At 39.9% G+C, this 13,226-nt stretch carries 7 protein-coding genes; all 7 read right to left on the bottom strand.

Annotated elements, in window-relative coordinates:
* Nucleotides 1–36: 36 nt before the first annotated feature.
* The 7 genes from EV200_RS19745 to EV200_RS19715 all read right to left on the bottom strand — a co-directional run bounded on the left by EV200_RS19745 (nucleotide 37) and on the right by EV200_RS19715 (nucleotide 13,225).
* A complete protein-coding gene (locus tag EV200_RS19745; protein ID WP_132535813.1) occupies nucleotides 37–702 on the bottom strand; it encodes a DUF3826 domain-containing protein in 666 nt (221 codons plus the stop codon).
* A gap of 104 nt (nucleotides 703–806) precedes the next feature.
* On the bottom strand, nucleotides 807–3,548 hold the full coding sequence (locus tag EV200_RS19740; RefSeq protein ID WP_165877986.1) for an alpha-L-rhamnosidase: 2,742 nt from the start codon (nucleotides 3,546–3,548) through the stop codon (nucleotides 807–809).
* Between the two features lie 427 nt (nucleotides 3,549–3,975).
* On the bottom strand, nucleotides 3,976–6,744 hold the full coding sequence (locus EV200_RS19735; protein ID WP_132535811.1) for a glycoside hydrolase family 2 protein: 2,769 nt from the start codon (nucleotides 6,742–6,744) through the stop codon (nucleotides 3,976–3,978).
* Entirely contained in the window at nucleotides 6,744–8,147 is a 1,404-nt protein-coding gene (locus tag EV200_RS19730) for a sialate O-acetylesterase (RefSeq protein WP_229676752.1), read from the bottom strand. The genes EV200_RS19735 and EV200_RS19730 overlap by 1 nt, the downstream gene beginning before the upstream one ends.
* Nucleotides 8,148–8,553: 406 nt before the next feature.
* Nucleotides 8,554–10,386, bottom strand: coding sequence for a sialidase family protein (locus tag EV200_RS19725; RefSeq protein WP_132535809.1), 1,833 nt, complete (start codon nucleotides 10,384–10,386; stop codon nucleotides 8,554–8,556).
* Between the two features lie 239 nt (nucleotides 10,387–10,625).
* A complete protein-coding gene (locus EV200_RS19720; RefSeq protein ID WP_132535807.1) occupies nucleotides 10,626–11,558 on the bottom strand; it encodes a glycoside hydrolase family 43 protein in 933 nt (310 codons plus the stop codon).
* Between the two features lie 266 nt (nucleotides 11,559–11,824).
* Nucleotides 11,825–13,225 carry a glycoside hydrolase family 140 protein gene (locus tag EV200_RS19715; protein WP_132535805.1) on the bottom strand — a complete coding sequence of 467 codons (1,401 nt, stop codon included), beginning with the start codon at nucleotides 13,223–13,225 and terminating at the stop codon, nucleotides 11,825–11,827.
* Between the last annotated feature and the right edge of the window lies 1 nt (nucleotide 13,226).

Below are 13,226 nucleotides of genomic sequence, written 5' to 3'. Positions count from 1 at the left end.
ACAGATTTGTTTTATACATTAAAAACTGAAAACTTTTTACTGCTTTGCTTTACTCGCTTTCTCTTCCTTTACTTTCTTAGTATAAGCACTGTAAAGCGCCCTCCAACTTCTGCCATTGTTATTTAACATTTGTTCTGATTTCGTTTTATAGATTTCGAAAATTGCCGAGATCTGTTTCATATTTTTATAGTCCACGGCCTGTTCCCGGGCTTGTTTGAGAAAGGATAAAATCTTCGCTTCTTCGTCGGCAGTTAAATCCGGAACGATCGCTTTGTAACCCTTAATAGTGAACTCCACTTTTCCAATGGTGTATTTATCCAAGATAGTTTCTACATGTTCTGGAGATAAGTTTTTATTGAGACTTTCCATTAATGCCTGATGTACGGTTGATGGAATGGCCGAATCAGCAATAATTTGTTTATCCAGATCACTTAATTTAGTTCCGGTAACAGGATTTATTCCATCTGGAACAGTAGATGAGGGGTGTTCGTTATGCCAGTTTCTTATGGTGGTTAAATGAACTGCTATTGCATTTTCGGCAGCCAGTTTTTTAGTGGCATCGGTTAAATTTAATGCTGAAACCCATTCTTTTGCTTTGGAAAGCATTTCTTCAGGTATAATCACGTCTTTCGTTTGACTGAATGCATTTACCGTGGTTAGCAGTAAAATCAATAACATAAACGGCTTTAAAAATTTTCTCATAATTGTATTTTTTTTCTCGTCATTGCGAGACTGTTTTTTCATCAGTCGAAGCAATCTCTAATAGGAAAGATTGCTTCGTGCCTCGCAATGACGATTTATTTATATTATTTCCTTTGCTCCACTACAAAAGCATAATCGCCCGAGCCTACCTCATAAATCGCTCTGCCATTTTCCATTTTGATATATTTTAAATCCTTTGCGGATGCCAATTGCTCCGAAACTTCATTTTTATTCCTTGCAGGGATATAAATCATTGCCGTTGTATTTGGCGGAATGGTAACATTCCATTTCAATTGAGTTGCCGTTTTATTGTAGTTGCTTTTAATCAAACCATAAACGGAATGATAGCTGGCATTTACAGAGTTTAGTCCGTTAATCATTTCTGGCTTCATGGTGATGGTTTTAAAAGCGCCGCTTGCTGATTTAATTCCTGCCAGGTTTTCATAATACCAGATCAGTAAATCGCCGAGCATCATCACGTGATTTTGAGAATTCATTTTCGGATCGGCAGTATTGCCATTCCATAGTTCCCAAATCGTTGTTGCCCCATTTTCAACCATGTAACCCCAGCTAGGATAGGTTTTTTGTGTGGCAATCGCGTACGCTAAATCAGGTCTGCCATAATCATTCAAACAACGCATCAACCACTGAATTCCAACCAATCCATTACTGAGGTGGCCTTTATTGGTCACTTCAACTGTGTAAGTGATGTTTTTAAAAACCTGCTCAACCTTATCTTTTGGTACCATTCCGAAGTAAAGTGGAATAACATTATCTGTCAGGGCGTTAGTAGCATAATATCCCTTATCGTTATAATATTTCTGATTAAAGGCATCCTTAATTTTATCACCCAAAAGCTGGTAAGTTGCAACATCTTCATCCTTACCAATTGCTTTCGCAAATTGTATCATCAGCTGTGTGAAATGATAATAATAAGCCGTTGAAATCAGTTCTGACGGGTATTTTTTATCTGCGCTTTTGCCTCTACCAAACTCAATGGTAATCGGCGGCATACACCAGTCGCCATAACTATCTTTGGTTAAAATATAGTCTTTCATGTAGCGATCTTGCATGTAAGCCAGCCACTTTTTCATTGCCGGATAATTATCCTGAACGGCAGAAACATCGCCTGTCTGCTTATAAAGCATTTCCGTAACTAAAAGCATGGCACCGGGCCAGGTCATGTTGTCGCTATAATACCTCCAAAAAGCAGGCGCAACATCTGGAATAGCGCCATCTTCTTTCTGCGAATTTCTAATGTCCTGGAGCCATTTTGCGTAGAATCTGCCGTTATCAAAAACGAAACTTTCACTATAAGCAACTGCACCTCTATCGCCCAACCAAGGCATGCGCTCGTTCCGTTGCGGACAATCAATCGGAATCCCTTTGTAATTTCCAGCGATTCCCCACCAGGCATTTTTGAAAATCTGGTTCGTTAAAGCATCCGAAGTTTCAAATGTCCCAACGGTTTTAATATTGTCGTAGATCATTTTTCCCACAAAATCGTTAACTGAAGGTTGATTGGCATATCCCGAAAGTTCTACATACCGGAAACCACGATACACAAATGTCGGTTCCCAGGTTTCCACTTCCCCTCCTTTTGCGGTATACAAATCGGCACATTTTGCATTGCGAAGATTGGCGGTGAACAATTCTCCGTTCGGCTGTAAGGATTCGGCAAAACGCAATTTGATCTGTTTTCCTTTTTGGCTCTTCACTTTGATTTGCAACCAACCTACCATGTTTTGCCCCATGTCTAAAACATACCTCTCGCCAGGAAGTTTTTTTATCGATATGGGCTTCAAAGTGTTCATTACCTTGATATTTTCGTTCATTTGTGCTTCCATCGTTCCGCCTGGTTCCTGTACAAACTCGGCCTTTAACCATTTGCTATCATCAAAACCAACTTTGTTCCATCCGGCAGCTTCTTTCGTGGCATCATATTCTTCACCATCATATTCGTTATTGGTTCTGATTGGTCCATCTGCAGTTCCTTTCCAGCTCCCATCGGTATCAATATTTGTGGTACTTCCATCGCTGTAAACAATATTGAGGTTCATCAGCATTTTCGGAAAACCGAATGTTTTGATTTTATATGGCTTTTCATTCTGGCGCATGGCGAAGAAACGTCCATTGCCTAAAATAGCGCCAACAGCATTTTTACCATTTTGAAGGTAGCTCGTCACATCGTATGTGTTATACTTTACGTTTTTGGTGTAATCCGTCGGCGAGGGCGCCATAACATCTTCTCCTACTTTTTTCCCGTTGATATACAGTTCATATAAACCCAGGCCAATGATGGATGCCGTTGCATATTTAACCGTTTTTGTACTTTGAAATTCCTTTCTGAAATACCGGGCAGATAAACGTGAATCGGTTTTGATATTATCCCATGGGAATGCCCGATCGAAACCGATCCAACCTTTTGGCCAGTCTTTATAGTAAAGCAAACCCATTGTCCAGGAGTTAGGTGCAGACCATTCGCTTTCTCCGGCGGTTGTCCACGTTTTAACTTTCCAATAAGCTTTCACACGACTTGTCAACACCTTTCCATCATAAGCTACGTGAATAGATTTAGCAGAATTTACTTTTCCTGAATCCCAGAAATCGCCATTATTTGCATTTAATTTCTCCAAAGAAGAAGAAACCAGAACCTGATAAGCGGTTTGCATCACATTTCTTTCTTTAGAAATAATTTGCCAGGCTAACCGTGGTTTTTGAATATCTATACCTAGCGGATTTTCCAACATCTCGCAGGTGGTATTTTGCAACGAAACTTGTGCTGCCAGTCTTAAAAATGGTAGTAACCAAATGCTGATTATCGTTATGTAGATTTTAATGATCATTTCATTTTTTATATTGACCATATAGACATAGAGGCCATATAGTATTCATTTTAGTTGTTATTTGATCTTTCCAAAGGTGTTCATCTTTGCGCAGCCAGGTTTGAATGAGCTGAAGCAATCTTTTTTTTGTACATCTTTTTTAAAGAGATTGCTTCGTCGAGCCTCCTCGCAATGACGAACTTTACAGCGTTATCTTTGTTCCATTTTTGTCCTGATGATTGGGTGATTTACGCAGACCGATAATTTTCTTATCTGCGTGAATCTGTGTAATCTGCGGGCTATACTTTTCTTCATTTATCATTTTTCTCCCGCTAATTTCGGGGATTCCGCAGATTTAATTTTCTCTTATCTGCGGAATCCGTGTTATCTGCGGGCAATTCTTTTCTTCTTTACTTTGCGAACAACTTAGCGTTCTTTGCGGTTAATTCTATTTCGTTGAAAAATCAAAATATAAAGTCATATCTAACGCCCTGCTGGGTTCTTTATCAAAATCATAAAATACATGTTTCATTCCCATGGGTCCTGTGGTTTCTGGTTTTTGCGTTTTCGTACCAATTGCAGAAATGCCATTCATAAAAGAAATATCTCCTATGGGGAAAGTCGGACTCATGTTATCGTATTCCGTATCTTTCGATTTCTTCGGTGTAAATAACCGCAGGAAAATATCTTCTCTATCGGTAACCACTTTAAAGTTTTGGGTTTTCCCGATAAATTCGCACCAGTACATATTTGAGTAATAGCCTTTAAATTCAGGGTATTGCCAGGATGGTTCCCCGGTTGCCGAGTCGTTATAATCCTTTTTCCAGATTCCAAATTCCGTTCCTTTCATCCGATTTTTCCAAACGCGATACGGACCGTTTCCTTTATATACTACGGATTTGATTTCCGTTTCTGGATAAGAGAAATTTAATCCCACGAAAGTGGTGAAGTACGCAGATGGAAAATATTTAACCTGCATTTTCAACCAACCCGATGGATAGATAGTCCACTCTAAAGTATTATAGCTTTCTTTTTTATCAAATTTGGATGAAATAACCAGGTTATCACCATCTACTTTTGTGGTGAAATTTTTAAAATTATTCACACCTTCTTGCAAAACCGGGCCATTTGAAAATGGAATTACTCCTTTAGCATTTTTAGCCTGCTGAAGTAATCCGGTTGTTTTATGAAAAGTTAAATCGATACCATTTGCCGAAACCTGATAAGTGGTAGCAGACTCCTTCAGGCTTACTTTTGAAGAACCAGTTTTAACCACAATTTTATCGGCATCATCTTTAGGCAAAGCAATCGGGAAACTCCAGGTAAACAATTCCTTGCCATAAAAATCTTTAGCAGTTAGATAAAAAGCGTCGAAAGTCCGCCAATCTGTAGGTAGATTAATTTGTAATTTCCCTTTTTCTAAAGGCTTAATGTTTGGCGCATCTGCCTTCCCTGCTTTGAATACGGCGTCTGCACCTAGTTGTAATTTTTTCAGTTTCCATTCGAAAGTACATTGATTGAGGTTGGTAAAAGCATACCTATTTTCCACAAAAAATGAGCCATCAAAGCCTGCAGTCATCTCTTGTTTCTCTACAAAAACCGGACTCCAAACTTCTTTAATCGTATAGAAGCTACCTTCTTTTTCGTGGTAAGGCCCTACAATTCCATCTGGTCCGTGATTTCCATCAGTATCCAGTTCCCCATTTTTATCTGTTCGAACAACAGCCTGATCGGCAAAATCCCACAGGAAACCACCCGCAGAAAGTGGATTGTTCCACATGGCATTCCAATAATCTTCTATCCCCGCACCATGACCTCCATCCCACATGCCATGAAGAAATTCGGTTGGCATCAGGATGTTATGGCCATGGTCATAATTTCCAATTCCATAATTAAATTCACGGTAATGGGTGGTTTCGAATCCGTTAAAAACTTCCCATGGATGGATTAAAGGGCGTTTCTGAAGATCATTATCAGCGAAAAGATGATCGAGCTCACGGTTGTGACCGCCTTCATTTCCATTGGCCCAAAATACAATTGACGGATGATTTTCATCATTGGCCATCATCTCCTGATACAATTTTGTTCCGGTTGGGGTATCATAAGTGCCATGCCAGCCCGCCAATTCATCCATTACAAATAAACCCAAGGAATCACAAACATCCAGAAAGTGTCCATCTGGCGGATAATGCGACATCCGAACAGCATTCATGTTCATTTCTTTCATCAAAGAAACATCGGCAATGCTGATTCTTTTGCTTGTTGTTCTGCCGGATGAAGGATAAAAAGAATGGCGATTGACCCCTTTAAATTTCATTTTAACCCCATTCACATAAACACCGTCACGTTTCTCAACTTCAACCGTTCTGAATCCAATTTTCTTCGTGAGTTGGTGAATGGCTTTTCCATTTTTAATCAGCGTAAAAGTTGCCGTATAGAGATTTGGAAATTCAGATGACCACAAGGCCGGGCTTTTAAATTCCTGATTAACCTGCGTTAAATTCGATGCGATTTTAGTCGAAAATTCATTTCCTAGTTTTTTCCCTTTTGCATTCGTTAGCTGAATATTAATTTTATCGGCCAAGCCAGATGTAAAAACGTTAGCCGTAAAAACGCCATTTGCTTTTGCATCAATCTGAACCCGATCTATATAAGTTTGCGGCAACGCCTCCAAATAAACTGGTCTGAAAATACCACCAAAAATCCAGAAATCGGCTTTACGTTCGGCCTCATTAACCGATTGATTAACTGAATGTTTAGAAACTTTTACTTCAAGTAAATTATCACCTTCCAATTTGATCAGGTTTGTGATATCATATTTAAAAACATAAAATGAACCCTTATGTGTTTCTCCGGCAGATTTTCCATTAATTTTAACTTCCGTATCGGTCATCGAGCCTTCAAAAACGATATTTATTTTCTTGTCTTTCCAGGCTGTTGGTATCTGGAAATTGTACTTATAAAGTCCTTGTTCTTTCCCCTTATTTGTTTCTTTATTAAAACCGTAATTATACTTTCCAAACCCTTGCAATTCCCAGTTTGAAGGCACAGGAATGGTTGTCCATTTCCCGGAATTCATTCCCTCGGTACAGAAAAAATCCCATTTTACAGTGTCATCGTTTCCAGTTCCGGATAGATATAGTTTCTCCGTTTGCTGTGCCCGGAGGGGGAAAAACATCATTACTAAACAAAAGAAAGGTAAAATGCTGTACTTCATTAATTGGTTTTAAATTGGTTCACTAATGGATTATCCGTTCTGAAAGGCAGTGCAGGTAATCCATTACTATAAAAATTTCCAGTTGGGTTTTCTGTCCAGTTGTAACGCACCGCAACAGGTTGAGCAACTTCATTTGAAGAGACCACTACTTTACCAGCTTCAACTGAAGCATCGGCCTTTACAAATTTGCCATCTTTACCGGAGATGGTAAATCCAGTAATCTGATTTGTAGAAACCAAATGATCAAAGCTCAGCAAGGCTTTTCCACCCTTAAATGCAACAGATTTGTAAACCGGACCGGAATAGTCGATTTTTAGATCGTAAGTTTTAGCCAAAGCCAGAAGCGCTAATCTTCTGCCTACCTCCCATTTGTAAGTCGGGTGTAGATCTTCGTTTGAATCAGTTAAGTCATTTGTCGAAATCATTCCAGTGTTCGGAAGCCTCAAAACCTGCATTTGTGCTTCCCAAAAACCAGGTTCAGTATCTGCATCTAAAGCGATTTTACCCTTGGTTTTTGAGTAATTAAATGGGGCAATCTGAACATAATAAAAAGGAAGATCTTTCTCCCCCCAGGCTTTGCGCCATAAATTGATCAGGGTTTTCATTTTATAAGCGTAGCTGATCTTTTCATTTAAAAAGCAATTCGTTTCCCCCTGATACCATAAAAAACCACGAATCTTAAATTGCGAAAGCGGTTCGATCATTGGTGTGTAGAATTTACCAGGATCATTGCCTACTTTTTGATTTTTAAAATAGGCTTCCTGAGCAAAAGCCGCTGGTGAAATCCACGGTTCGATGGCACTTCCTGAAACTGCAGAAGAAATTATTCCTACCGGGATGCCCAATTTCGCTTGGACTTCTTTAGCAAAGAAATACCCAACGGCAGAAAAAGCCCTTAAAGCTGAATCCTGCGCTACTGCCCAGCTTTTATGCAGTGAGTCTGGTTTAATTAACTGTTTACGATTGACCAGAAAAATTCTGATTTGTGTATTTTTTGCTTTTGCCACTTCATCTGACGGAAAGCCTAGCTTTTCATTTTTTGGTTTAGGAATCTTCGCCAGCTTACGCATTTGATATTCCATATTTGATTGACCTGAGCAAACCCAAACTTCACCTACGAGGATATTGGTTAATTCAATCCGGTTGGAACCAGAAATGATCATGGTTTGAGGGGTGGATGATGTTTTTAAAGGCGATAAGACCACCTTCCAGTACCCGTTTTTATCGGTTATGGTTTGCTTATGCTGACCAGCGAAAGTAACGACTATTTTTTCATCAGGCGCAGTAAAGCCCCAAATGTTGATGGGTTTATTGCGTTGCAAAACCATATCGTTAGATAGGATTTGAGGTAAAAGGATTTTGGCGTTGGCGGAGATACAAAATAGAAAAAAGAGTAGTAGCATAAGAGATTGCTTCGTCGTCATTACGGCAGTCGTCATTGCGAAGTTGGGCTTGTGCGAGCTGAAGCAATCTGAGTTTGCTAAAGGAGATTGCTTACCCGAAGAATCGGGACAAGCTGTCGTGCCTCTCCGAGAAATCGGAGCTGGCTCTCGCAATGACGACTTAATGAAAGGCAATGACGATATGTTGAAACGTGACAATCTTAGGGCTGTAGACATTGCGAAGCCGAACTTGTGCGAGCTGAAGCAATCCGATTCTCCTGAAGGAGATTGCTTCGTCGTACCTCCTCGCAATGACGACTTACTGAAAGGCAATGACGATAATGGAAAACGCAGCGACGATTTGCTCAAACGCAATGAGGGGAAAACTCCAAACTCCAAACCCCTAACTCCAAACTTAACCCTCATCCTAAAACCCCTCCGTTTTTAAATACTTAATCAAATAAACAGCTTCTTTTTTTTCTGGTTCACCAGCATTTTTTAGATCGTATGTTTGATCTGCTGGTGTATCGACATCCGGAAAGCGACGAACAGAACCAGTGCGAAAGACAATTCTCGATACTTCGGCAATCGGCTGAAAAGCCAGACTGGTTAGCACGTCTTTTCCGTTAACCGTTACCGTATAAAACCGGGTATGTGCATCCAGTTTTAATTTGATATCATAACTTTTACCTGCTTCGTACTTCATAAAGTTCTTGTAACGCGCACCGGCCTTTGCACTCAATACACCAACAGTATCGAAAGTTAACCGAACAGTTGCTAAGCCTTTGGCATCCTGCAATTCAATTTCCAATAAGCCAAAATCATTCTGTTTCGGCGTTACAGCAAACGAGGTGATGATTTTTTTAGATGCTGGAAACGCCCTTTCTACCTTTGCATAATCAAAAGGATCTTTATCTTTAAGCACAAGGGCTCCACCTTCTACTTTTACTGGTGCCCATAACGGACTGTAAATATTCCACTTTTCAAGCGCTTTGTTTTTTGGTAATTTTGAAAAATCGTCGTTTACTTGCAGTTTTACTTGATCAGTAACGGGCAAGGGAACGGAAGAAACCCAAATATCTTCCTTGTTCATGCTGTACGTTACCCACAGTTTACCATCGGCAGGCTTTCCATTGCCTTCAATAATGCCGCGAACGTATTGCGGACCGTAAGATTTATAATTTCCACCGTAACGCATAGGGGATATTTCTCCAGTTACCAAAAGCAGATTCGTATAGTCTAAGCCATTTTTGCTGGTCGAAATGGCCAGTGGCCATCTGTATTCTGAGGGATTATAAACGGTTGCATAATTTCCATCTGCAGTTCTTTGCCCCCAGATTTTAGCATTGCTGTTAACAAAACCCGGTGCCCGGGAAGCGTTTTCCGGCCAGCTTTCACCATTATCGGAGCTGATTGCCGTTAATGCATTTTTCCATAAACCAACCACTCGTCCATCTGATAAGTGATAATAGCTGAAGGCTTTATACTGTTTTTGTAAAGTAATTAAAGGGTCTTTTCGATCTGCTTCTTCATTCCATTGCTGTGTCATTAATTTGTTTGCCAGCAACTCCTTACATGCCGCAACGAACGCTTTATTTTTACTTTTTTCGAAGTAAGGATATTTCGTGTTTTTTTCTGAATAACCTGGGTTGTACTGAATGAAATAAATGGGTCCGTATTTTCCATCTGGCTGGATTTCTCTTACGGCTCTGCCAATCCCATGCCCATCATTCGGGTCGTCTTTTGCATCAAAACTGATCGCATAAAAACCTAAAACCAGGAATACATTTTTAGTAGACACATAGAAGCCCATGCGTTGGTGCATCACTGCATCTAAGTCTTTTGCTACATCTGTTCTTCCTTCTTTGGTGGTTCCATCGGCGATTCTGTAAATGGGAAAAATCACATCAGGTTTGCTCCAGGTATAACCATCAGGTGAAGATTGTAATAAGGTCTGTCCTGGTGGGATGCTTTCTCCCACCTGATCACTCAAATATTCAATGTAAAATTTGTTGTTCCAATAGGCTAACATTGGGGCGTGGTTATACGTCCAGCCGAAGTTTTCTGCCAATTCCGGATGCGCCCTGTTTGCCCTGAACGTTTGAATGCTGTGTACCCCAACCACAGGAGTTAATTGTCCATGATGATAGTCGGCATTGACCAGCGTTTTACCTGTATAACGCACGGTATCTTGCGCTTGCGAAGTTTGTATCGCAAAAGCAAATGATAGGGTTAAGCAAAGTATTTTAAATATTTTCATTTTATAATTTTAACCGCTGTCATTCTGACGAAGGAAGAATCTGCAACCTATTAACGCTGCTTGAATTTACCCCACTACTCCTGGTTAAGTGGTCTATCAGGCGGCAGTTTTCCATCGCTTGGAGATCCTTCGTACCTCAGGATGACAATTTATTTTATTTTAATTTTCCACCCAGCTAAGCCCAAGCCAGGACAATATTGCTTTTTATAAGAGATTGCTTCGTGCCTCGCAATGACGACTTATTTATATTTTTTCAATCCCTCAATCACCTTCTTCTTCACTTTTATAATCGTTCCATGCTTATGTCTTTCAGGGATCGAAACTTGCGAAGTCACCTCTTTAAACCTTTTAAAGTCTGCTGTTTTATAAGCAGAATAAATCTTTTGTCCGTAAGCATCGAAATAAATCAGCCAATCATTTTTTACTTTTACTACCGTTGGACCTTCAGTTAACTTCGGACTAAAAGTTTCTGAAACATACTCATAAGGACCTAAAGCATCCTTGCCAAATGCGATCTTCAAATTCCGATTGGGGCGTGTGTTGTCTTTCAAAACCAATACATAATCTTTCACTGCTCTTTTCACAATTACTGCATCAATCACACTGAAACCCGGGTCTAAAAACAATTTAGGTTTTGAAAAATTCGTAAAATCTTTCGTCGTGATGGCGTACATCCGGTGGTTATTATTTTCATCCTCTATCCCTTTAGCAAAACGGAATGGAATGGTTGATGCCCAAATCACTATGTATTCCTTTTGCTCATCATCATAGAAAATTTCCGGCGCCCAAACATTAACGGTTTCCGCCTCACTTTCCATTACAGGAAGAAATTTCTGTTCTGTCCAGTTGATTAAATCTTTTGAACTGGCATAACCGAATCCTTTATCGCCTTTCCAGCTGCAAGTCCAAACCAAATGGAAGGTGCCATCAGGGCCCTGAACAATGGATGGATCACGCATTACTTTCTGCGTACCGATTGCTGGTTTTAAAAACGTTTTATCTAAATCCGTCCAATGGTAAGCGTCATAGCTGTATAAAAGTCTTAAACCTTCAGTGCCCGGTTCGTGGAATGAGGTAAAGAGATAAGCTTGTTTTGAGCAAGATGTTAATCCACACAAAGCCAGGCCAATAATGGCTAAGCGGAATGATGATATGTACTTTGCTTTAAACATTTTTTATTTTTCTTATTCTACATTAATACTTACCTATTCAACCCTACTACCACTCGCAATATTCTGCGGGGTTTGTCATTCTGAACGCAGTGAAGAATCTCCAAGCTATGAAATACAATCTTCCATAAATCCAATGCTTAAAAAATAACCAGTGCAGTATTTAGGACGGCATTGATCGGCTTCAGATTCTTCGTGCCTCAGAATGACAGCAATATCAAGGCTTGTTCGCAGTTTTGATTGCACCGTTCCTCCAAATAATGCCTTAACTAGATCTTCTCCAACACCAAAACCCAGTCGTTACCATTTTTAGGTTCTCCTGGCGGATTAAATTCTTTTATTCCTTTGTTTTCAAATGTTCCGATTGAGATCGTTTTTCCTGTTCTGGGATCGAACCATGATGCCTTAACTTCATCACCATCTATTTTCCCCATTTGAACACTGAAATTCTTTCCTGTATAAGTGTACAACATGGCAAATTCTTCACCCCTGGTTCCAATCACACGTTCATACTGGTCTCCGTTTTTACCAGCGATTAAAGTTTGATCTGGTATACGATCAAAATAAGAATGCGATAACATCAAATCTTTTAAATGCTTCATCTGGGTTGCTCCTGCGGCATTTATTTCTGTTGTCCATGGCGCTTTCGGACCATAAGCGGGCTTCTTATCCGTCAACTTGTACATCTGCATTACAGCATTATTTCCATAGGTGTAACCAAAAGCACCAGCAAAAACAGACCAATATCCATATCTCCGCACATCGGCATCAGTCCAGCGGGGTTCGATGGTATCATGTAAGCCTTGCGGAATTCCCTCATACGAAGGCTCACCATCAATGGTTGGTTTGGTTGGTTTTAGCTTATAATCTGTTTCAATGTATTTCCAGTTGTCTTCACCATAATGCAATGTTTCCTTCGCAGAAGTATCCTGGTCATAACGGCGATGCCCTGATTGAATCATATCAAAATCGTTCCAGCTGGCTTTGTGAAACCAGGTAGATGAAGCTGTTCTGCCTCTCGGATGGAAAGTAATTAAGTGGTTAGGATCATTCGCCCGTAAAGTTTCACCAATCGCATTCCAAACTTCTAAACCATCACTTCCCTTAATATCTCCACCGTTTAACCAGATGATGTTACTCTTTTCTCGGTATCTTTTGGCAAGAAATTCTGCGTAAATTTTCGCCTGCGGTACATTCACTCTTTTCTCTTTCACGTTCGTTCCCCAAACCGGAACCAGTGCCATATAAATTCCTTTTTTTTCGGCAAGATCAATGATATAATCAACGTGATCCCAAAAATCATAAGCCTTAATGTCTTTAAAATCATTCCCTTCTGTGATTGCAGGTTTTGAAACATCCTTGTTAATGATGGATGAGTCGCCGTAAACATTTACAGATGGCACTTCATGCAAAACCATTACCTGGATCACATTAAAACCTTTTTGCTTACGGTCTTCTAAATAGGTATTGGCTTCTTCGCGGTTAAGCTTACTGAATAACAACCAACCTGTATCGCCCAACCAGAAAAAAGGTTCACCATTGCCCGTTGTTAAATACCTTCCATTTTCAGAGATGAGTAAACTCTTATCTCCAAAATGTGGCTTTTCCTTGCAACCAAACGCAATTAAACAAGCCATCGAAAGGAAAAATATCTTTGATTTAATCGTCATA

It is taken from the genome of Pedobacter psychrotolerans (assembly GCF_004340665.1).
Classification (GTDB): Bacteria; Bacteroidota; Bacteroidia; order Sphingobacteriales; family Sphingobacteriaceae; genus Pedobacter; species Pedobacter psychrotolerans.
Note: the sequence above shows the minus strand (reverse complement) of the source record. Positions and strands in the feature narration are given on the sequence as shown.

What these genes read in the sequence shown, in the direction of transcription:
- EV200_RS19715 (WP_132535805.1), bottom strand. Translation starts at nt 13,225, where the DNA reads ATGACGATTAAATCAAAGATATTTTTCCTTTCGATGGCTTGTTTAATT.
- EV200_RS19730 (WP_229676752.1), bottom strand. Translation starts at nt 8,147, where the DNA reads ATGCTACTACTCTTTTTTCTATTTTGTATCTCCGCCAACGCCAAAATC.
- EV200_RS19720 (WP_132535807.1), bottom strand. Translation starts at nt 11,558, where the DNA reads ATGTTTAAAGCAAAGTACATATCATCATTCCGCTTAGCCATTATTGGC.
- EV200_RS19735 (WP_132535811.1), bottom strand. Translation starts at nt 6,744, where the DNA reads ATGAAGTACAGCATTTTACCTTTCTTTTGTTTAGTAATGATGTTTTTC.
- EV200_RS19740 (WP_165877986.1), bottom strand. Translation starts at nt 3,548, where the DNA reads ATGATCATTAAAATCTACATAACGATAATCAGCATTTGGTTACTACCA.
- EV200_RS19725 (WP_132535809.1), bottom strand. Translation starts at nt 10,386, where the DNA reads ATGAAAATATTTAAAATACTTTGCTTAACCCTATCATTTGCTTTTGCG.
- EV200_RS19745 (WP_132535813.1), bottom strand. Translation starts at nt 702, where the DNA reads ATGAGAAAATTTTTAAAGCCGTTTATGTTATTGATTTTACTGCTAACC.